Below are 19695 nucleotides of genomic sequence, written 5' to 3' on the forward strand. Positions count from 1 at the left end.
TCGCTTCGATAAAAAATACACTTACAAGGGGATAGATCGTTTTTGAGGAATAGAGTATAATAACCTCACGGCATAACCGAAAGCAGAGCTTTCGATGCCTGAGAGAACATTGAAGCAGGCTGATGCGCAACGGTGCATCAGGGTATGGTTGACAAAAGGCACTGGCCTTTTGCTATTCTGCTAAAATAACCTCACGGCAGAAGCGAAAGCAGAGCTTTCGATGTTTTGAGAAAAATATCATACCTCTGTATTTTAAACATCACATTGCTTTTAGTATATCAATTTTCGGGAAAAACAACCGGGGACAAGCAGAATGGCGGGGAAAAGTTACTGGGATTCTTTTCCGGCGGGGTGCAAAGTGACAAGAGTGCGCTGGGGGAACCGTATGCCCAAGCAGGGGGGATTTTGCATCAGCAGTTGGCAAAACAAACGGATACTGTCGCAGAATGTGTCAGCTGGGAAGTGAAAAGAGATTGAATGAAACTTTATTTTGTATAGAAGGGGAATACTTTATGGATGGAATGCTAAGAAAAAATATCACGGTGGGTGCACTGGTGGATGTGGTGCAAAAACAGGATCAAAGAACAGGGAAGCTGACCCGGGGCCGGGTTGCACGGCTTTTGACCAAAAGCCCCAGCCACCCCCATGGCATTAAGGTGATGTTGGATTCCGGCATTGTTGGCCGGGTTCAACAGGTGATACAGGAACAGGAGGAAGCGTAATGGAATTTACATTTGTATGTTACCCCAAATGCACGACCTGCCAAAAGGCGAAACGTTGGTTAGAGGAACATCATATTCCTTATACCATGCGGGATATCAAAGAACAAAATCCCACAAAAGAAGAGATAACCCTTTGGTATCAGGCCAGCGGGCTGCCGCTAAAACGTTTTTTCAATACCAGCGGATTGATTTACCGCTCAATGGAGCTTTCTAAAAAATTGCCCCAAATGAGCGACGAAGAACAGCTGGATCTGCTGTCTTCTGATGGGATGCTGGTCAAGCGTCCAATCCTGACTGACGGCCAGACGGTGTTGGTTGGGTTTCGGGAAAAGGAATGGGAAGAAAAGCTGCTGTAACAGAAAAAGATTCAAAACGGAGTCCATAATCCTCTCCCTTTTGAATCTTTTTTCGGTTATATGCTTTTGGGTTCGGCGGCCTTCTGGTAACGGGGTTCAGCCCGCCCCAAGTGGCGCGTTTTTGCAAGTCCAGCTTGCGGCGCTGGGATTTGCTCATCTTTTCTCTGGGTGTCATGTTTTTCAACCACATTCATCCTTTCCTTTGGATGCGCTCAGCATCTCATAAACGGCAGATTGTTTTTGCGGCACAGCCGCTCTTGTGCGAAAGCACGAACTATGATTCTATGCTCTTTAAGGTATTAAATACCGTAAGACTATTTTATCATAAAACACAAGAAAAGTCACTGGCACACAAAACCAGCCGCTTGAAAGAATTCTATAATGTAAAACGTTTTAGGTTGGGATTTTAGATTCCATCAGTGCAAAAATACACCATTTCAATTTTGGTGTTTTCTGTATCAAAAATAGATTTTTGTATTTCATGACAATTCGCTTTCCAAATTGTAGAAGAAATCAAAGAAAGGAGCAGATTTATGAGAAGAAAAATACGTAAAACAGTGACCGGCAGCACCCAGAAAGACGGTGCGGGAGTAAAATTAGTACGGGTAATCAGCCGCCCTGATGTGGAGGAATTTGATCCTTTTTTGATGCTGGATGCGTTTGATTCCACCGATCCGGCAGATTATGTGAAAGGATTCCCCTGGCATCCCCACCGGGGAATCGAAACCGTTACCTACCTGATTGAGGGAACCATTGAACATGGCGACAATTTGGGGAATCAAGGCAGCATCCAAGACGGCTGCTGTCAGTGGATGACCGCAGGCAGCGGTATTCTGCATCAGGAAATGCCCAAGGAAAGCCGGCGGATGTTGGGATTACAGCTGTGGCTGAATCTGCCCCAAAAAGATAAAATGACACCGCCCCAATACCGGGATATTCGGGCAGAGCAGATTCCCGTGGTTCAGACTGATTCCGGAACAACCCGTGTCATTTCCGGGAGCTTTCAAGGAACAAACGGCCCTGCACAAGGCGATTTTGTCCCGATGACCATGCTGGATGTGGCGGTTTTGCCCGGCGGGCAGTGGAGCCTGTCCGTTCCTTTTGAAAACACGGTATTCCTTTATGTGGTGCGCGGTTCCGGTGTTTTTGAGGAATCGGGTTCTGTCGTACAGGAAAAGCACGCAGTTTTGTTTCATGAGGGGGATGATCTTGTGGTACAGGCCAGTGCCGAAACAGGCGTTCGATTTGTTCTGTTCAGCGGGCGTCCGTTACAGGAACAGATTGCATGGGGCGGCCCCATTGTAATGAATACCCGGGAAGAACTGCAAAAAGCATTTCAGGAATTGGAAGAGGGAACCTTTATCCGCAGCTGATTATTGCAGGTTCCGAATGAAAGGGAGCTTTTAGCAAGCGCACAGAACGAAGAGGAGAGTTCAAAGGGTTATTCATTATTGTGAGATAGAAAAGAAAAATTCCAAAATAGGGAACGTGGCCTGCCAAACGGCAAGCCACGTTCCTTTTGTTATAGTTCCACTGGCGCCTATGCCGTGGATTTTTATGATTGAATGGAATCGGCGTAATGTTTCATTGCCTTTTCTAAAAAGGCAGAAAGCCCCTCGCCGAATTGATCGATATTTTCGGTGAACCGTTGGTCGCAGACATACATCTGCCCCAGTCCGGCAAAAGCTTCGGGAGTATAATGATATCCGAAATTTTGATTAAAATAGCGGTACATTTTTTCCATTTCCGTCATCACCTGAGGGCAGTCCGGCGGCATGTGCCTGTACTCTGCCAATTCTTGAAACAGCTGATTCATTTCTGTAGAGATGGTCTGTTGTTCCTTTTGGCTCATCGAACGGATTTTATCGTTGCTGCGGGTTACCACCTCATCGCCCCACAAACGGCGGGCCTCTTCTTCATAAGGGTTATTGGACCAATCAAATCCCTCGAATTTTTCTTTTGGTGTCATGGTTGTTTCTCCTTTCCACGCTTTTCTGGTTTTTGTTAAGGTTTCCAGCATGGTTTCGATTCGCTTTTTTTCATACAGCAGATAATTTTGCTGCACCTGAAATGCCTGTTCCCGATCAAAAGCAGGGTCTTTCAGCATACTGCGAATCACCGCAAGGGAAAAACCGCATTCTTTAAAGAATAGAATCTGCTGCAGACGATCCAAATCTTCTTCGGAATATTCACGATAGCCGTTTTCCGGGTTGCGGACAGGGCATAAAATTCCCATTGCGTCGTAATGGTGAAGCGTGCGCACGCTGATGCCTGTCAGGTTGGCGACTTCTTGTGTATTCATTGGCTTTTCCTCCTTGCAAGGACTATCTTAATCCATGACGCCGCGTCATAGTCAAGCGCTTTTTTATTAATCTTAAAAAATGAATGATGTTTCTGTATTTTGTATCCTTAGTTTCTGTCAATTCAGGGTAAGAATACAGACATTTGGCATTCCCATTCTGGAGTAAAGAGTATGATTAGAATCTGACCGATCAAACTCTTTTATTTCAAAAACAACGGAATCGAAAAAACAGCCTGGTAAAAACCAGGCTGTTTTGTATTTTGCAGGCTATTATTTTGCAGGCACAACGGCTCCGCTATAAGTGTTGTCGATATACTCTTTGATTTCGTCACTTTTCAGCACTTCAATCAAGGCTTTGATGTCCTCTCGGTTTTCATCCCCTTCGCGTACCGCAATTACGTTCACATAAGCGGTAGCAGCCAAAGAAGCATCCGATTCGGTGGCCAGTGCATCGGCAACCTTCAGGCCGCCGGAGATGGCATAGTTTCCGTTAATAACCGCCAGATCCACATCAGGAAGGGAGCGAACAGTCTGGGCTGCTTCAATTTCCTGAATCTTCAGATTTTTGGGGTTCTCGGTAATATCATTTTTGGTTGCGGTGATTCCGGCATCCTCTTTCAGCTTGATCAGACCCTGATCTTCCAGCAGAAGAAGAGCGCGGGCTTCGTTGGTGGTGTCATTGGGCACAGCTACGACAGCGCCATCGGCCAAAGCATCCAAAGACTTTGTTTTACCGGCATAAATACCGAAAGGCTCATAGTGGATGTCGCCGGCAGAAACCAGCTTGGTGCCCTGTTTTTCATTAAAGTCTTTCAAATAGGTAATATGCTGAAAATAGTTGGCGTCCAGTTCCTTATTGTTTACTGCCAGATTGGGCTGGATATAGTCGTTGAATTCCTGAATTTTCAGTTCATATCCTTTGCTCTTGAGCAATTCGTTTGCTTTTTTCAGGATTTCGGTATGGGGGGCAGGGGAAGCCCCAATTGTAATTTGCTTGAGTTCGGTGCTGCCAGCACCGGAATCGCCTGCGGCACTGCTGTCAGAGGATCCATTGGAGCAGCCTGCCAAAACCGAAACGGAAAGAGCTGCTATTAACAGGGTGGAAAGAATCTTTTTCATGTTGAAACATACCTCCATCAATTTTAATACCGGTGTGCTTTATTTTAAGATTTACGCTTATCGCTGCGGTTGGCCGCGCGCATGCCGATTTCCTGAAAAATCTGCACAATGATAACCAGAAGAATGACAGTAATAAGCATAATATCCGTCTGATAACGATAATATCCGTAGTTGGTTGCAATGCTGCCCAGTCCGCCGCCGCCCAAAAAGCCAGCCAAAGCAGAATAGCCTAAAATAGTGGTAATGGCAATGGTGGCCCCGTTCATCAAAGAAGGAACAGCTTCCGGCACCAACACCTTAAAGATAATCTGCCAATCGGATGATCCCATGGAGTGTGCCGCTTCTACAACGCCTTTGTCGACTTCTAACAGAGCAGATTCGATGAGCCGAGCCACAAAGGGCGCCGAACCCAGCACCAGCGGAACAATGGTGGCAGTGGGGCCTAATGTGGTGCCCACAATGGCGCGGGTAATGGGAATAATCGCTACCATCAAAATCAAAAAGGGAATGGAACGGGTGATGTTTACAATAATATCTAAAACCTTAAACAAAGGCTGGTTGGGGCGAATTCCGTCTTTGGCACTGGTGACCAGCAGGATGCCCAGAGGGAAGCCGATAATATAAGAGAAAATGGTGGAAACCACCGTCATGTATAAAGATTCCAGAACGCCTATGGTCAGCATATTAATGGTGGTACTATCCAACATAACCGGTCACCTCCTCTACCGTTACGCCCCGTCGCGTTAAATAGCGAAGCATATTTTCCCGCAAAGCCTGCTGCTCGGGAACCTGAATGACAATTTGCCCAAAGGCTTTTCCATCTATGTTTTTGGTATCGGCATAAATGATGTTTACGGGCATCTTGAATTCCAGCACCATCCCCGCAATAACCGGCTCAAAGGAAGAGTTTCCGTCAAACACAATGCGGTAACAAGGGGAAGAATCCTGAGCAGAGAAGGGCTCGCTTTTCTTGCCATCCGGGTATACCAGCTTTTGAGCGGCAGCTGTTTTGGGGTGAAAGAAGATGTCTTCTACACTGCCCACTTCTGCAATATGGCTTTGATCGATAATGGCTACTTTGTTGCAGATTTGTTCAATGACGCTCATCTCATGAGTGATGATGATAATGGTAATGCCAAGCCGCCGGTTAATATCCTTTAAAAGAGAAAGGATAGAAGCGGTTGTGGTGGGGTCCAGTGCGCTGGTTGCTTCGTCGCAAAGAAGCACCTTGGGGTTCGGGGCCAGTGCCCGGGCAATGGCGATACGCTGTTTTTGTCCGCCGGATAATTGGGACGGATAGGCATGTGCCCTGTCTGACAGCCCCACCAGTTCCAACAGCTCTTTGGCCCGTGCTTTGGCCGTTTGTTTGTCTACACCGGCAATTTCCAGGGGAAAGCAAATATTGCTTTCTGCGTCGCGCTGCATCAGCAAATTGAACTGCTGAAAGATCATGCCCATAGAGCGCCGTACTTGGCGTAAATCTTTGCCGCCAAGCCTTGCGATATCTTTGCCGTCAAACAGAACTTGCCCGGCTGTGGGGCGTTCCAGCAGGTTCATACAGCGCACCAAGGTGCTTTTACCGGCGCCGCTCATGCCGATAATTCCAAAAATATCACCTTGTTCGATTTGCAGATTAATATCTTTTAAGGCGTGAACCGCGCCGTTTTTGGTTTGAAACGTCTTTTCCAGTGCTTTAATCTCAATAATGGGTTGAGAAGCCACAAGATTCCCTCCTTTTCAACATAACCCTCTTAGTATATACCAAAATTCTTTGTTAGTAAATGGGGTATCTAGGTAGAAAAAGGGTTTTTGCAAAAAGAACAATGGGATGGGGAAATGAGAAGTTATGCTTATTATAATCAGGTGAATTCCATTTGTCAATCAAAAATTCATATATTTCATATAAGTTTTGTTTTGTTAGCTGGTGCTGCCGGATAAGATGCCGTGATTTTTACAGAGCTGATGGGATTTTGGGCGATTGCAAAAAGCCAGACATCACAATTAATTTGTGGTGTCTGGCTGTGAAAATCAAAATAGCTCTTAATAAAAGTTGTTTTCCAAAGGTCTTTTGACCGGAGGAATTGTTTTTTGCCGGCTTCTTTTTTTGGCATGTTTTCGTTTGGCCAGGTAACGATCGACTTCGTCCAGCACTTCACCCCCCAGCAAAAACAAGGCAATCAGGTTGGGGAAGGCCATAAAGCCGTTGAAAATATCGCAGATTTCCCATACCAGATGCAGATCCAGAACACAGCCTGCAATGGCTGACAGCGCAAACAGAATCCGGAATAAGGGGACAGCCCGGTTGCCGATTAGGTAACGGACGCCACATTCCCCATAATAAGACCAGCCCAGCAATGTGGCAAAAGCAAACAGCGCAATGGAAATCGCTATCAGAATGCCGCCAAACTCCCCAAATACGGTGGAAAAAGCGGCGGCGGACAAAGCGGCCCCGTCTTTTCCGGTGGAAAGAGCCCCGCTGCAAAGAATAACCAGAGCGGTGATGGTGCACATAATAATCGTATCTAAAAATACCTGAAAGATGCCCCACATGCCTTGTTCCACCGGTTCTTTCAGGGTGCTGCCGGAATGTGCCATAACCGAGCTGCCCAGCCCGGCTTCGTTTGTGAAGATTCCGCGGGAAACCCCGGTTTTCATGGCATTCATCATCACAGCGCCGCCGATTCCTCCGGCAGCCTGGCGCATGCCGAAGGCTTCCTGAACAATTTGAGCCAGCACATCGATCAGCATGTGGCGGTGAAAGAAGAGGACGATTCCCGCAGCGATAAGATAGCTGATCGCCATAAAGGGAACCAGTTTTTCGGTTACCTTTGCGATTCTGCGGATTCCCCCAAAGGTCATGATGATCAAAAGTACTGCCAACACAAGACCGGTGAGCGGCAGACTGGTGCCAAAGGTTTCTTGCATGGCGCCGGCAATGGAATTGGACTGAGCCATGTTTCCCATTCCAAAGGAAGCCAGAACACACCCTATGGAAAAAACCACGGCCAATGGTTTGCTTTTGACTCCCCGTTCCAGATAATACATGGCGCCGCCCTGCCAAGTGCCATCCATGTTCTTTCGGCGGTATTTCATGCCCAAAACGTTCTCTGAAAAAATCGTCATCATTCCCAAAAGGGAAGAAACCCACATCCAGAAAATAGCTCCGGGCCCGCCCAAAGTCAGAGCGGTGGCAACTCCCACAATATTTCCGGTGCCGATGGAACCCGCCAGTGCTGTGGTTACTGCTTGAAAGGGGGAAATACCATCGTCATTTTGTTTTTTGTTCTTAAATAAATTACCAAAAGTAATATGCATCCATAATCTACAATGAGTAAACTGAAAAAAGCCGGAGCGAAAGCTAAAATTGGCTCCGGCTAACAAAATGGCGGCCAAAACCGGCCAGCCCCAGATTAATGGATGCAGAAAATCATTTACACTTTTTATGGTATCATAAATTCCCAAACCAAAAACGCCTCCCATACACCTGTCATATCAAGTGTATGGGAGGGCGCTTTTTTTCATGCCCTTTTCTGGGCGAAAGCTGTTACAAGTCCCAAAAGCAAAACAATTCGATTATAAAGATTCGATTTCTTTGAGCCAAAGCTGCGCACTGGCGTCGCTAGGCATACGGAAATCGCCTCGGGGTGAAAGGGTTACGCTGCCAACCTTGGGGCCATCAGGGAGGCAGGAGCGCTTAAACTGCTGGGAGAAAAAGCGGCGGTAAAAAGTCAGAAGCCATTTTTTGATGATTTCTTCCTCATAGACTCCGGCAAAAGCCAAGCGAGCCATCCGGTAGATTTTAGACGGCCGGAAGCCGAAACGAAGCATATAGAACAGGAAGAAGTCGTGCAGCTCATAGGGCCCCACCAGATCCTCCGTTTTTTGAGAGATCTCTCCGTTAACGGGGGGAAGAAGCTCTGGGCTCACAGGGGTGTCCAGCACATCCAGCAAGAGCTTTTTTACCTGAGGTTCGCTGTGTTCGGCAGCATGGCGCACCAGATGACGCACTAATGTTTTGGGAATGGAAGCGTTCACTCCGTACATAGACATGTGATCGCCGTTATAAGTGGCCCAGCCCAAAGCCAGCTCTGACAAATCGCCGGTTCCAATGACCAGCCCGCCGGTCTGATTGGCAATATCCATCAGCACCTGGGTGCGCTCCCGTGCCTGAGAGTTTTCATACGTTACGTCATGCACCTGGGGATCGTGCCCAATGTCTTTAAAATGCTGCAATACTGCATCGCCGATTGATATTTCGCGGAACGTGACACCCAGCTGTTCCGCCAACCCATTGGCGTTGCTTTTGGTGCGGCTGGTGGTTCCGAAACCGGGCATGGAAACTGCGGTAATCCCTTTGCGGTCCAGATTCAGGGAATCAAAAGCACGGACTACCACCAGCAGGGCCAAGGTGGAATCCAGTCCGCCGGAAAGGCCCAGAACCACATTTTTTCCGCCGGTGTGGCGAAGGCGGGTTTTCAGTCCTTCTGCCTGCATAGATAAAATCAGCTCACAGCGTTCATTCAGATCAGAAGAATCGGACGGAACAAAGGGAAGGCAGGGGAAGTTCCTGCGGACTTCAAGCGGCTTGGCAGTAAAATCAAAGGCAATTTCATGGCTGCAGCAGCTGCTTTGCCAGGTGGTCATACGACGGCGCTCCTGAATGAGCCGCTGTAAATCCACATCCGCACAGACAAGCCCCGTGCTGAATAATGGAGCTTCTGCCAGAAGAGTTCCGTTTTCTGCAATTAAGTTATGCCCCGAAAAAACCAAATCGGTCGAGGATTCCCCTTCGCCTGCATCTGCATAGGCATAGGCACAAATTAGCCGGCCGGACTGCCCGGTTACCAGTGCGCGCCGATAGGCTGCTTTGCCGATGACTTCGTCACTGGCCGAAGGATTTAAAATTACCGTGGCACCGCAGGAAGCCAAATTGGCAGAAGGCGGCTCGGGCATCCATAAATCCTCACAAATTTCCACACCAAGCGCCAGTTCGGGAATGGAAGAGCAGCGGAAAATCAGATTTCCGCCCAAGGGGACAGTTTGTCCGCAAAATGAAATTTCACGGGTGGCCGGGGCGGAAGAAAAGTGTCGTGCCTCATAAAATTCGGAATAATTCGGGATGCTGCGTTTAGCAGACAGTCCCAGAATTTTGCCTTTGTAAATCACCGCAGCAGTGTTGTACAGTTCTGCATTGACTGCCACAGGAATACCGATAACGGCGATTAAATCCATTTCTTTCGTCTTGTCCAAAAGATTGGCCAGTGTGGCCTCGGCACCCTGAATCAAGGTGCTGTCGCGGAACAGGTCACCACAGGTATATCCGGTGACACACAGCTCAGGGAACACCACGGCGCCAACCTGCTGTTGAGCCGCTTGTTCCATCAGGCCCAAAATGGCGGCTCCGTTGTGTTCACAGTCCGCCACCCGGATGACAGGGGTAGCGGCGGCAATTCTAAAAAATCCGTCCTTCATAACAATTGTTCCTCCATATGGAAAACAGGGCTGCGGTTCCGGGCTGCTTTTTTAGCTGTGCAGCCCAAAAGGACACGGCATCCTGTATTTTCCTTATTAATTTTTTGCACGCCTTTTGGAATGAGAAAAAGGGCGCGGAATCATCGCGCCCTTAGTATTACCGGGTAGAATAATTTTTTTTCAAAGCCGGTGGACATACGGCAACGTCTGGCATATGGCGGCGCAGGTTTTCCAGGGTGAATGGTTTGCTGCTGCAATAGCGGATGCCCCGGTGAACCCGTTTCAGATTACTAAGGCAATTGGCACCTTTTTTCTCGCGCAGGTGCATTTTTAAAACATAATAAACACAGCACATACAGGTTTTGCGGCACAGCGCACGATAGGCTTTTTCGTAATCCCGGTAAACCCCGGAATGTTCTAAAGTGGAACGAACCATGGCAGTTGCATAAATAAAATCGTTGATTTTGTCCGCATTTATGGTTGCCAATGTGCTGGTGCTTTGCTGGCTGTAATAGTATAGGGCTTTATCAATTACCACGACTTTATTCGCATGAGAAAACAGACGGTTGGCGGTGGCCAAATCTTCAAAAGCCATGGTGGGGAAGGTGATTCCATGTTCGGTGAACAAACTTCTTTTATAGATCTTGTTCCATACCAGGCTTTGAATCTGTGTATCATGCAACAGCTTGTTCATCGCGGTATCTCGGTCGAACACCCCGTGACATCGAAAAGGATACTTGTACAGCACGTCGGAGCGAACGAAATGATAATAATAATAGCAACAGGCAATATCCGCTTGGTAAGTGGTGACAGCCCGGTACAATTCTTCCAGAAAATAGGGGGATACATAATCATCGCTGTCTACAAAACACAAATATTCCCCGCGGGCTTGTTCCATTCCACGGTTGCGTGCCATCGACATACCAGCATTTGGCTGGTCGATTACAGTAATGTGGGAATATTTCCTCTCAAAATAGCGAAGAATTTCAAGAGAGCCATCTTTCGATCCATCGTTGACCGCAATAATTTCAAAATCCTGAAATGTTTGATGAACCAGAGTAGAAAGACACTTGCCGACAAAAGGCTCTACATTGTAGACCGGAATGATAATACTGATTTTAGGGTCTTTGGTAACAATTTGATCCGGCAAAGCTTATTTCTCCTTTCACGATATACTCGCGCTGCCCGCCGGTTCGGTTCCGAAACCGGCGGGCAAGGTTGATATTCTTCTAAAACTTCTCAAAACCTAGGGTGTTTGAGTTTGATCTTGTGACTCTGTTTTAGAGGAAGAAGGGACAGACTCCGCTGGCAATGAGGAAGCAGGAGCCGAGGATGCAGGGGCCGAAGATGCCGGCTTAGAGCTGGATGGAGCGGAAGAAGCAGGCTTAGAAGAAGCGGGCGAGGATGACGTAGTGGTGTCCGGCCCCACTTTATAAATAGTAGCAATCGCGCGGTAATAGCTGTTGGGAAGTGCTTCTGTTTTTACCACTTGGCCGTTTAAATAAAAGGTTCTTTGTGCAGAGGCGCGAATTCCGGCATTGCCCTTCCGGTCTAATATCTTTTCCCCTTTTTTCAGGGAAGTATCCACCACAAACTGATCTTCCGGCTGGGGAACTGTACCAGTCTGTTTCGAGGTAATCTCTATTTTATCATAATCCGGGGACTGATAACCGTAAATGGTAACCGTTACCTTAGAGCCGTACATTCCCGCCAGAATGTAAATGGGATAATCGGAAGAGTTTTTGAATTTAAAATCCAAACCAGGATAACTTACGGTTGCATCTAAACCAACCGGCACATAAGAAGACTGCCACATATGGTTGGCACGAGAAGTAATCTCTAAATTAGCGCGAATCACCGCACCATAAAGGGTAGAAGAGACCTGACAGACTCCGCCGCCGTATTCCATTACCTTTTTGCCGCCGGAAATCGCCACCGCTTTGCGGTAGCCATTTTGGGGCAGGTTGGTGTCGCCCGTGGCCTGATTAAAAGAAAATACTGCGCCGGGCTGCACAACGCTCCCATTAATAGCCTCTGCCGAAAGTTTCATATTATGGTTACCGTCGGCTGAGTTGGTAGAGGTTGTGGTGAAGCTGGCTAATTTCTGCATACGACTTTTTAGATGTGCCTGAGTGACATCAAAGGGAACGGATTTTACCGGAATGGAAACAGCACCCACCCCGCCTTTCTCCGTTAAAGATTTGATCTGCTTCAAAAGCGCTGCTTCATCGACGGCGATTCCATTCTTGCCGTCTTTGTATTGAAAAGTAGCGGTACTCGCATCAAAAGATGCCACCGTTGCATCAATGGGAGCAGTATTGATCGTTCCGGCAATGTCAGCCAGTTTTTGTTTTAAAATGGAATCATCCTGAGTCATTTCCAGTTTGTATTCCTTGGGCTCTGTTTTTAGTTTTTCAATTAAAAGAAGACGCTCCTCATCGCTGCCGGAACGGGCGTAGTCATAAGCTTCTTTCAGAACTTGTTCGGTGTTAAACCCAAAGCCCATGTCCTGCTCGGTGATGTTCCAGTCTTTGGTTTCATCATCGTCTTCATAGGTTAACCGAATATCGTATTTTGGCAAAAGCTTTGTTTCTGCCGCTGCAAGAGCCTTTTGTGCCTCTTCCTGAGTTTTTCCTCCCAAATCGATGCCTTCTACCACGATACCCGCGTAATAAGTATTGGCCTGAAGAAGTTCGGCCTCGCGTTTTTCTTGCTGCTGTTTTTGAAAATAAGTAACGCCTGCAAAAATTGCGGCGCCGATGACCAGCACGCCGACCGCGGCGGCGCCGATTTTTTTCCAGCGCCCGGTGTGATTCTTGCCATGTTTTGGCGAGGAAGAGTATACATCCGTTTTGATTTCCTCTGACACGGATTGCATTGTTTGGTTCATGTTGGATTCTCCGTTTCTGGGACAGTACAGTCTTAATTTGGCTGCATCCCGCAACATACGCCAGAAGTGCGGTTTTTAGCGCGAAAAATGGTACTTTCAGTGTGTACTATTTTATCGCCTTTTTGCTGAAAAGTAAAGTTACATCTTTTACATAAGTTTTTCGGACTTCTGGGTTCCATCAGAAATTTTTTACAAATGGAGGCTTGAAACTTTGATGATTATGCTATATTGTATAGATACGCACAAAGTAGGGCAAAAATGCGAATTTTGTATGCCTTATTGCCGTGTAAATTACCCAAAAATATAAAAATACGCAGTATGAATCGGAATTTGTTATTCTGACAGGAGGAACCATCAGGTGAAAATCATCATTTTATCTGCGGCGACCGGAGGGGGCCATTTACGGGCATCTCATGCGATTGAGTCATACCTTTTGGAAAACACCACAGATGTCGAGGTAAAGGTGGTTGATGCGCTTAAAACCATACACCCTATATTAGACAAGACGATTTGCGACGGATATCATTTTCTGGCAACGAAAACCCCAAAAATGTTTGGAATTTTATACCAAAAATCCAATGAGGAAACTCCTTTGGCACAGATGGTGCCAAAGTTTAACAGCTTGTTTAGCCAAAGGCTTTTGCCTTTGTTTGAGGAGTATCAGCCGGATGTTATTATTGCAACCCATCCTTTTGTCACAGAAATGGTGTCGCACTTAAAAGAAAAAAACCATGTGACAGCACCGCTTATCTGCATTATGACGGACTATGGCCCGCACAAGGCCTGGATATCGGAAAATGTGGATGCTTATGTCGTATCCAGCGAAGATATGGTGCCGGAAATGCAGGAGATGGGAGTTCGCAGAGAAATTGTACATCCCTTTGGCATACCGGTTCACAATGTTTTCTTTAATAAAACGGACAAAGCCGATCTTTTGGAAGAGTTGGGGATGAAGCCCGACCTTCTGACTATTTTGATTATGGCAGGCAGCTTTGGCGTAACGAATATCATGCAGATTTATCAGGATATCATTCGGCTGAATCTGCCGTTTCAAATCATTGTGATTACCGGCCGCAATGAAAAGTTATTTCAGGCGTTTGAAGATGCGATAGAAGAAAGCCGAAAAAATCCTTGGGATGGGTACAAGCATACCCGTTTGGTGTATTTCACAAATGAAGTGGATAAATATATGCACGCTTCAGACTTGATTATTACAAAACCAGGCGGCTTGACCGTGTCAGAGGCGCTGGCCTGTAATGTTCCCCTTGCGGTGTTTGATGCCATACCCGGGCAAGAAGAGGACAATGCTAATTTTCTGATGACCCACGATATGGCGGTTCGTATCAAGAAGGGCGATGACTGTGCAGCGACCATTTCAGAGCTGCTTCGCAATCGGGAAAAGCTGGAGCGAATGAAGCAATCCTGCCAAAGTTTTGATAAATCCCAATCCAGCAAAAATATTTTTACATTGATTAACGAATTGCTGCAAAACCAACAGGAAATGAAAGAATGAATCCCATAAAAAAACAAGAGGGACTGATTGAATTCAGTCCCTCTCTTTTTTTGTTTTTTAATTGCCAGAGCTCAAAATGTGTTCCATATTAGGAAGCTGATCCACATGAACCACAGCCACCACTTTGTCGTTGGCCATCAGCTGGGTTTCCCCGCGGGGAATCAGCAGATCAGAATTGCGGATGACAGCAACCAGCACGCACTCGGTGGGAAGCTTAACCTCTTTGAGCAGCTTGCCCTGAATGGGAGAGTTGGGCTCTACCATTCGCTCTACCAGCGAATATTTTCCGCCGTGCAGCTTTAACAGGGTCATCATATCGCCCATGGACATTTCTTCTGCCACCAGCCGCGCCATCAGATCTGCCTGATTCAGTGCGGCGTCGATTCCCATTACCGGTGTGAACAGCCATGCGTTTTTCGGGTTGTTCACACGGGCGACAACCCGGTGTACGCCGTATTCCAGCCGTGCCAGCGTGCCGATCACCAGATTGTTTTCATCCGAGCCGGTGACTGCGGCCACCACGTCGGCCTGCCGAACACCGGCCGCTTCTAAAACAGCGGGTTCGGCTCCGTTGCCATGCATAATGACCTCCCCCGGCAGGCTTCTGTTCAAAACCTCGATTCTGGCGTCTTTTGCTTCTATAATGGTAATCTGGTGGCCCCGTTCCCTTAAAAGTGAAGCCAGATAAGAACCCACTTGGCCGCCGCCAACAATCAGTACTTTCATAACTGCATCCCCCTTATGTCATTGATGCCCAGCAGTTTTCTCAGCTGATTTCTCGATGCCGCTGTCACAGCAATATATAAGATATCACCGCGCTGAAAAACCGTTCCGGAGGTGGGCAGCATAGTTTTGTTGCCCCGTTCAATGGCGGTTACATGAATATCGCCCAGAACAGTCAAGTCATGCACCTTATACCCGGCCATCAGGGAAGGCAGTTCCACCCGCACCAGTTCCACGTCTCCGCTGCCGAAGCTGTAGATCTGATTCAGTGTGGAGTAAGAGAGCAGATCGGAAGCCCGCTGAATGCCCCAGGTGGTGGAAGAAAGGGTCTGTACGCCAAGACGCCTATAGATTTCGGCTTTTTCCCGGTCATACAGCCGGGCGACTACTTTGGGAACATGATAGATTTCCCGGGCGATTCGGGCAATCACCGCATTGGATTCATCGCTGGAAGTAAAAGCGGCCAAAGCGTCGGTGCGCTCAATTTCCGCCTGCTGCAAAATATCCCGGTCAAACCCGATGCCTTCCACCGTTTTTCCTTGAAAGTTCTTTCCAAGGCCGGCAAAGGCGGCGGCATCGGAGTCAATCACGGTAACAGAATGTCCGTTTTTGCTCATGGCCTGTGCCAGGCCGGAACCGTTGCGGCCGCATCCCACAATAATTACTTTCATCGTACAGCCTCCTTTTTTGTCTTGTGCTGTGTTGTGTGTTGTGTTTTTGTTTTTTTTCTTGCATCCGAACGCCTCAGATACCATTTGCGCAGTTCATCCAAAAGAAGCATCGCCGGCGGGATTACCAGCAGAGAAGCCAGTTGATTCCAGCCCAAAGGCGCTGTGTGGAACAAGTCGTGCAGAAATGGGAGCGGCAGATAAACCAAAAGAGCTAACAGAATAAACTCTACGGCAATGCCGATTAAAATCAGGCGGTTGCGTACCAGACTGACTTGAAAGGCCGAAGTGCGTTCTGTCCGGCAGGCAAACACCGCACCCACCTGAGAAAGAACAATGGCCGCAAAGGTCATAGAGGTGGCCATCCGGTAATCCACACCGGAAGATGCCAGCGGAACAGCAGGCCAACCCATCATCAGATTCAGCAAGAAGTAAGCCGCAATTCCGAATCCGGCTTCCAGCAGGCCATACCAGGCAAAGGCACGCAGAATCAAAGGGCGGCTCAGCAAAGTGTCGTTTTGTGAGCGAGGGGGAACTTCCATAATTCCTTCTTCCGGGGGCTCGGCGCCCAATCCCATGGCGGGGACCATGTCGGTGCCAAGGTCAATGGCAAGTACCTGCATGACAGTCAGGGGCAGCGGAATGGCTCCGCCGGAGAACAGGTACAAAACCATGGGAATGGCACAGGACATATTGCTGGTAAAGATATAAAGAACAAATTTGCGGATGTTGCTGTAAACGGCGCGTCCTTCTTCAATGGCGTTGACAATGGAGGCAAAGTTATCGTCGGTCAAAATCATATCGGCGGCTTCTTTTGCCACATCGGTTCCCGAAATTCCCATAGCCACGCCAATATCGGCTTTTTTCAGGGCAGGGGAATCGTTCACTCCGTCGCCGGTTACAGCCACAATTTGCTTCATATCCTGCAAAGCGCTGACCACCTGAAGTTTTTGCTCCGGCGCCACACGGGCAAAGAGTACTTCTCCCGTGAGTGCTTTTTCCAATTCCTGTTTGCTCATCTTTTCCAGCTCTACGCCGGTGATCACCCGGGGATGAGCGCTGGTCACAATGCCGATTCGGCGGGCGATGCTCTCAGCGGTCAGGCCGTAATCACCTGTGATCATAATGATACGGATACCGGCTTTGTGGCATTTTTTTACCGCTTCAGCCACTTCGGGACGGGGCGGGTCTACCATGGCGATTAGGCCAAGGAAGGTAAGGTTTTGCTCAATCAGCTCAGGAGTATATTCGCTCAGGCTGACGGGAAGCGCTGTATCCCCCGTCAATTCACGGACTGCCACAGCCAGAACACGCAATCCTTTTCTGGCGTATTCATCGTTCACCGCCATAATTTGGCGGCGGTCTTCTTCGCTGATGGAAAGAACGGCCCCGCCCCGGCGCTGACTGGTGCAAAGATCCAGAACCTCTTTGGGTGCACCTTTTACATAGGCCAGGCGATTCCCCATGGAGGGCTGGTGGATGGTGCTCATGCGTTTGCGCCCCGAATCGAAGGGCAGCTCCCGCAAGCGGGGGAGAGAGGTGCCAAGTTCTTCCAGATTTATGCCGTATTTTTGTGCCAAAACCAACAGTGCGGCTTCGGTGGGATCTCCCAGCACAGTAAAGCGGGAACTTTCGCCGTTTGGCGGAAGGAGCCGGGCATTGCAGCACAGTCCGGCCGCAGATAAAAGCTGAAACAGATCGTTGTCATCCCCGGAAACAGAAGCTCCGTTTTGCCCCAAAATCTGCCCGTCTTTGGCGTCATATCCCACGCCGGTGACTTCCAGATGCTGTCCCCCCAGCCAAACATTGCTGACGGTCATTTCATTTTGGGTTAGTGTGCCGGTTTTGTCGGTGCAGATTACCGTGGTGCAGCCCAGAGTTTCCACTGCAGACAGTCGTTTCATTAGGGCATTGCGTTTGGCCATGCGCTGTACACCCATAGCAAGGGAAAGGGTAACGGTGGGCAACAGCCCCTCCGGAATAAAGGCAACCATCATTCCCAAGGCGAAAATAAAGGCAGCTACGGGATCTGTTTTGGCCAGAAAAATAGCCAGAAAGAAAAATGCAATACCAATGGAAACCGCAATGGCCGAAACCTTTTTTGTCACGTTCCCCATTTCTTTTTGCAAAGGGCTGGGTTCTTCTTTCAGATTTTGGGTCAGACCGGCAATTTTTCCGAATTGAGTTTCCATGCCGGTACAGCAGACCACAGCTCTTCCTGTTCCGGAAGAAACGGTGGTTCCTGCAAATATCATGTTGGGCATTTCGGCTTTTGACAGGTCAGTGCGCAGCACCGGATCACTGGCTTTGTGAACCGGGTTGGATTCCCCGGTTAAGGTGGACTGGTTCACGCGAAGATCATTGTCTTCCACCAGCCGGGCGTCGGCCGAAATTCGGTCGCCCTCAGACAAAAGCATAATGTCGCCGGGAACCAGTTCTTCGGCCAGCAGCCGCAGTTCCTCTGCGCCCCGCAAAACCCGAACATAGTCCGGAAGCATTTTTTTCAGCGCATCGGTTGCCTTTCCGGCTCGGAATTCCTGCCAGAAGCTGAAAGAGCCGTTAATGATATTGACCATCCAAATGGCAATGGCCAGTTCTGGAATATCTGCCAGCAAAGCAATCAGGCCTGCTGCCCACAAAAGAATTGCCATCAGATGAGTAAAATTCAATAAAAATTTTAAAATCAGCGGCTGCCCTTTCTTTTCTTCCAGTACATTTTTTCCGTATTGTTTCAAACGGCGCGCTGCTTCTTCCGCAGTAATTCCTTGCGGATTTGTACCCAATGTCTGGAACACGCCGTCCACCGGCAGACTTTGTATCTGCCCTTGGGGGTTGTTTTCCGGCGGTGCGGCCGGGTTTTCCTGTAACTCCTGCATTCTCAATTCTTTCATGTTCATACTCTCCGTTCTGTCACATGTAAAATTCCGTTTTGATCCCGCCGGATGAAAAAGGAGTTCCCCGGTTCGGGAAGGCAGTCTGTTTCTTCATACGCGCATGTGCCGGTACGGGAAAGACTGCCGAAGTAATTCAGGTTGTGTCTGGCAGGCAGATAAGCAGGGTCTAAAGCCCACGCAGAGCGAAAGTGCCGCATTGCCCCCATGTGGTTGTTTTCCTGCTCCAGCAAAATGCCCATCAGATTGTGCGGCTGGGGGTCATGGGGATATTCCTTCATTGCTTCTGCAATGATCTGCTTGCACTGCTGGTACTGTTTTTCCGCAATCAAAAGCTTTGCGGATGTGCACAGTTCTGTCAGATTTTTGATGTTTTGAAGTACTGTAGATTTCATTGTTATCGCCCCTGTCTGCCAACATCAATTGCATGGTGTATTTGCATTCCTTATTGTAGCGAACTGTCTGTGAGATGGGTGTGAAAAGAGAGTCAATGCTGTGAGAATGCTGTGAGAATGCGAAAAACAAAAAACTGTTCCGGAAAAATCCGAAACAGTTTTTTATTAAAAATCAATTTATTTTAAAATCTTTTGGGCAAATTCATCCTGTAGGTATTAATGAATTTGGCAGGCTGACATATCTCTCGGTTCCGCAAAGCCTGCTTTTTCCTGTTGTAATTCTACGATTACAATTGTATCTTATTTTTTTGCTAAGATCGAGCTAATAATAAGACGTTTCAATAGCAAGTTGAGGAGGGCAGGGGATGTCACAATGGTTTTATCAGGATGTCACGATCGGCAGTGCCTTAAAAAGATTGCGTCACCGTGCCGGGCTGTCGCAAGAGCAGGTTGCATCTCAATTGCAGGTGATGGGCTGTAATGTTTCCAGAGCAATGTATGCTCAAATGGAAACCGGTACCTATGGAATTCGTCTTAGCGTCTTAATCGCTTTAAAGCAAATATTCAAAGCCGAATATGCGGATTTTTTCGAGGACTTACCCTGACTGATAGGGCAAGTCCTCTTTTGTTAGAGTATAAATTGT

General features: G+C 48.0%; 18 protein-coding genes. 6 read left to right on the plus strand and 12 right to left on the minus strand.

Features of this window, described 5'->3' with window-relative positions; all coding sequences use genetic code 11:
• Window positions 1-225: 225 nt before the first annotated feature.
• From C1A02_RS11905 to C1A02_RS11925, 4 genes are all read left to right on the plus strand, one after another.
• The gene (locus C1A02_RS11905) at window positions 226-477 is read left to right on the plus strand and encodes a hypothetical protein (protein ID WP_129588166.1); all 252 of its coding nucleotides are present in this window, start codon (window positions 226-228) and stop codon (window positions 475-477) included.
• A gap of 35 nt (window positions 478-512) precedes the next feature.
• Complete coding sequence (locus C1A02_RS11910) at window positions 513-722, plus strand: YwbE family protein (protein WP_101698455.1); 210 nt, start codon at window positions 513-515, stop codon at window positions 720-722.
• Complete coding sequence (locus C1A02_RS11915) at window positions 722-1078, plus strand: arsenate reductase family protein (RefSeq protein ID WP_101698456.1); 357 nt, start codon at window positions 722-724, stop codon at window positions 1076-1078. Before C1A02_RS11910 ends, C1A02_RS11915 begins: the two co-directional genes overlap by 1 nt.
• 533 nt (window positions 1079-1611) lie before the next feature.
• Window positions 1612-2451, plus strand: coding sequence for a pirin family protein (locus tag C1A02_RS11925; protein WP_101698458.1), 840 nt, complete (start codon window positions 1612-1614; stop codon window positions 2449-2451).
• Window positions 2452-2633: 182 nt separating this feature from the next.
• Here the strand turns inward: C1A02_RS11925 and C1A02_RS11930 are convergent, their stop codons facing one another.
• The 8 genes from C1A02_RS11930 to C1A02_RS11965 form a co-directional block, all read right to left on the minus strand.
• Entirely contained in the window at window positions 2634-3380 is a 747-nt protein-coding gene (locus tag C1A02_RS11930) for a MerR family transcriptional regulator (RefSeq protein ID WP_101698459.1), read from the minus strand.
• A 270-nt stretch (window positions 3381-3650) separates the two neighbouring features.
• Entirely contained in the window at window positions 3651-4499 is an 849-nt protein-coding gene (locus C1A02_RS11935; protein ID WP_101698460.1) for a MetQ/NlpA family ABC transporter substrate-binding protein, read from the minus strand.
• A 44-nt stretch (window positions 4500-4543) separates the two neighbouring features.
• Window positions 4544-5206: a methionine ABC transporter permease gene (locus C1A02_RS11940; RefSeq protein ID WP_101698461.1), complete on the minus strand. Its 663-nt coding sequence runs from the start codon at window positions 5204-5206 to the stop codon at window positions 4544-4546.
• The gene (locus C1A02_RS11945) at window positions 5196-6221 is read right to left on the minus strand and encodes a methionine ABC transporter ATP-binding protein (protein WP_101698462.1); all 1026 of its coding nucleotides are present in this window, start codon (window positions 6219-6221) and stop codon (window positions 5196-5198) included. The genes C1A02_RS11940 and C1A02_RS11945 overlap by 11 nt, the downstream gene beginning before the upstream one ends.
• 318 nt (window positions 6222-6539) lie before the next feature.
• Window positions 6540-7961, minus strand: a complete 1422-nt coding sequence (locus C1A02_RS11950) for an alanine/glycine:cation symporter family protein (protein ID WP_243578008.1) — start codon at window positions 7959-7961, stop codon at window positions 6540-6542.
• A gap of 111 nt (window positions 7962-8072) precedes the next feature.
• Window positions 8073-9971 carry an NAD(+) synthase gene (locus C1A02_RS11955; protein WP_101698464.1) on the minus strand — a complete coding sequence of 633 codons (1899 nt, stop codon included), beginning with the start codon at window positions 9969-9971 and terminating at the stop codon, window positions 8073-8075.
• A 157-nt stretch (window positions 9972-10128) separates the two neighbouring features.
• Window positions 10129-11121: a glycosyltransferase gene (locus tag C1A02_RS11960; RefSeq protein WP_101698465.1), complete on the minus strand. Its 993-nt coding sequence runs from the start codon at window positions 11119-11121 to the stop codon at window positions 10129-10131.
• A 96-nt stretch (window positions 11122-11217) separates the two neighbouring features.
• Window positions 11218-12861, minus strand: coding sequence for a VanW family protein (locus C1A02_RS11965; protein ID WP_101698466.1), 1644 nt, complete (start codon window positions 12859-12861; stop codon window positions 11218-11220).
• A 358-nt stretch (window positions 12862-13219) separates the two neighbouring features.
• On the opposite strand from C1A02_RS11965, the gene C1A02_RS11970 reads away from it, so the two are divergent.
• On the plus strand, window positions 13220-14374 hold the full coding sequence (locus C1A02_RS11970) for an MGDG synthase family glycosyltransferase (RefSeq protein WP_101698467.1): 1155 nt from the start codon (window positions 13220-13222) through the stop codon (window positions 14372-14374).
• A 57-nt stretch (window positions 14375-14431) separates the two neighbouring features.
• Here C1A02_RS11970 and C1A02_RS11975 read toward each other — a convergent pair whose 3' ends face one another.
• The 4 genes from C1A02_RS11975 to C1A02_RS11990 are packed head-to-tail and all read right to left on the minus strand — an operon-like array spanning window position 14432 to window position 19051.
• Complete coding sequence (locus tag C1A02_RS11975) at window positions 14432-15100, minus strand: potassium channel family protein (protein ID WP_101698468.1); 669 nt, start codon at window positions 15098-15100, stop codon at window positions 14432-14434.
• Window positions 15097-15768, minus strand: a complete 672-nt coding sequence (locus C1A02_RS11980; protein ID WP_101698469.1) for a potassium channel family protein — start codon at window positions 15766-15768, stop codon at window positions 15097-15099. Before C1A02_RS11980 ends, C1A02_RS11975 begins: the two co-directional genes overlap by 4 nt.
• Window positions 15765-18656 (minus strand): cation-translocating P-type ATPase, encoded by a 2892-nt coding sequence (locus tag C1A02_RS11985; RefSeq protein WP_101698470.1) that lies wholly within the window; start codon window positions 18654-18656, stop codon window positions 15765-15767. Before C1A02_RS11985 ends, C1A02_RS11980 begins: the two co-directional genes overlap by 4 nt.
• A 2-nt stretch (window positions 18657-18658) precedes the next feature.
• Window positions 18659-19051: a hypothetical protein gene (locus C1A02_RS11990; RefSeq protein ID WP_101698471.1), complete on the minus strand. Its 393-nt coding sequence runs from the start codon at window positions 19049-19051 to the stop codon at window positions 18659-18661.
• 365 nt (window positions 19052-19416) lie between these two features.
• Between C1A02_RS11990 and C1A02_RS11995 the strand changes: the two genes are divergently transcribed.
• The gene (locus C1A02_RS11995) at window positions 19417-19656 is read left to right on the plus strand and encodes a helix-turn-helix transcriptional regulator (protein ID WP_101698472.1); all 240 of its coding nucleotides are present in this window, start codon (window positions 19417-19419) and stop codon (window positions 19654-19656) included.
• The last annotated feature ends 39 nt before the right edge of the window (window positions 19657-19695 follow it).

It is taken from the genome of Clostridium minihomine, from assembly GCF_900240385.1.
Taxonomy (GTDB): domain Bacteria; phylum Bacillota; class Clostridia; order Oscillospirales; family Acutalibacteraceae; genus Faecalispora; species Faecalispora minihomine.

What these genes read in the sequence shown, in the direction of transcription:
- C1A02_RS11975 (WP_101698468.1), bottom strand. Translation starts at nt 15,100, where the DNA reads ATGAAAGTACTGATTGTTGGCGGCGGCCAAGTGGGTTCTTATCTGGCT.
- C1A02_RS11935 (WP_101698460.1), bottom strand. Translation starts at nt 4,499, where the DNA reads ATGAAAAAGATTCTTTCCACCCTGTTAATAGCAGCTCTTTCCGTTTCG.
- C1A02_RS11940 (WP_101698461.1), bottom strand. Translation starts at nt 5,206, where the DNA reads ATGTTGGATAGTACCACCATTAATATGCTGACCATAGGCGTTCTGGAA.
- C1A02_RS11965 (WP_101698466.1), bottom strand. Translation starts at nt 12,861, where the DNA reads ATGAACCAAACAATGCAATCCGTGTCAGAGGAAATCAAAACGGATGTA.
- C1A02_RS11925 (WP_101698458.1), top strand. Translation starts at nt 1,612, where the DNA reads ATGAGAAGAAAAATACGTAAAACAGTGACCGGCAGCACCCAGAAAGAC.
- C1A02_RS11980 (WP_101698469.1), bottom strand. Translation starts at nt 15,768, where the DNA reads ATGAAAGTAATTATTGTGGGATGCGGCCGCAACGGTTCCGGCCTGGCA.
- C1A02_RS11985 (WP_101698470.1), bottom strand. Translation starts at nt 18,656, where the DNA reads ATGAAAGAATTGAGAATGCAGGAGTTACAGGAAAACCCGGCCGCACCG.
- C1A02_RS11995 (WP_101698472.1), top strand. Translation starts at nt 19,417, where the DNA reads ATGTCACAATGGTTTTATCAGGATGTCACGATCGGCAGTGCCTTAAAA.
- C1A02_RS11955 (WP_101698464.1), bottom strand. Translation starts at nt 9,971, where the DNA reads ATGAAGGACGGATTTTTTAGAATTGCCGCCGCTACCCCTGTCATCCGG.
- C1A02_RS11915 (WP_101698456.1), top strand. Translation starts at nt 722, where the DNA reads ATGGAATTTACATTTGTATGTTACCCCAAATGCACGACCTGCCAAAAG.
- C1A02_RS11910 (WP_101698455.1), top strand. Translation starts at nt 513, where the DNA reads ATGGATGGAATGCTAAGAAAAAATATCACGGTGGGTGCACTGGTGGAT.
- C1A02_RS11930 (WP_101698459.1), bottom strand. Translation starts at nt 3,380, where the DNA reads ATGAATACACAAGAAGTCGCCAACCTGACAGGCATCAGCGTGCGCACG.
- C1A02_RS11990 (WP_101698471.1), bottom strand. Translation starts at nt 19,051, where the DNA reads ATGAAATCTACAGTACTTCAAAACATCAAAAATCTGACAGAACTGTGC.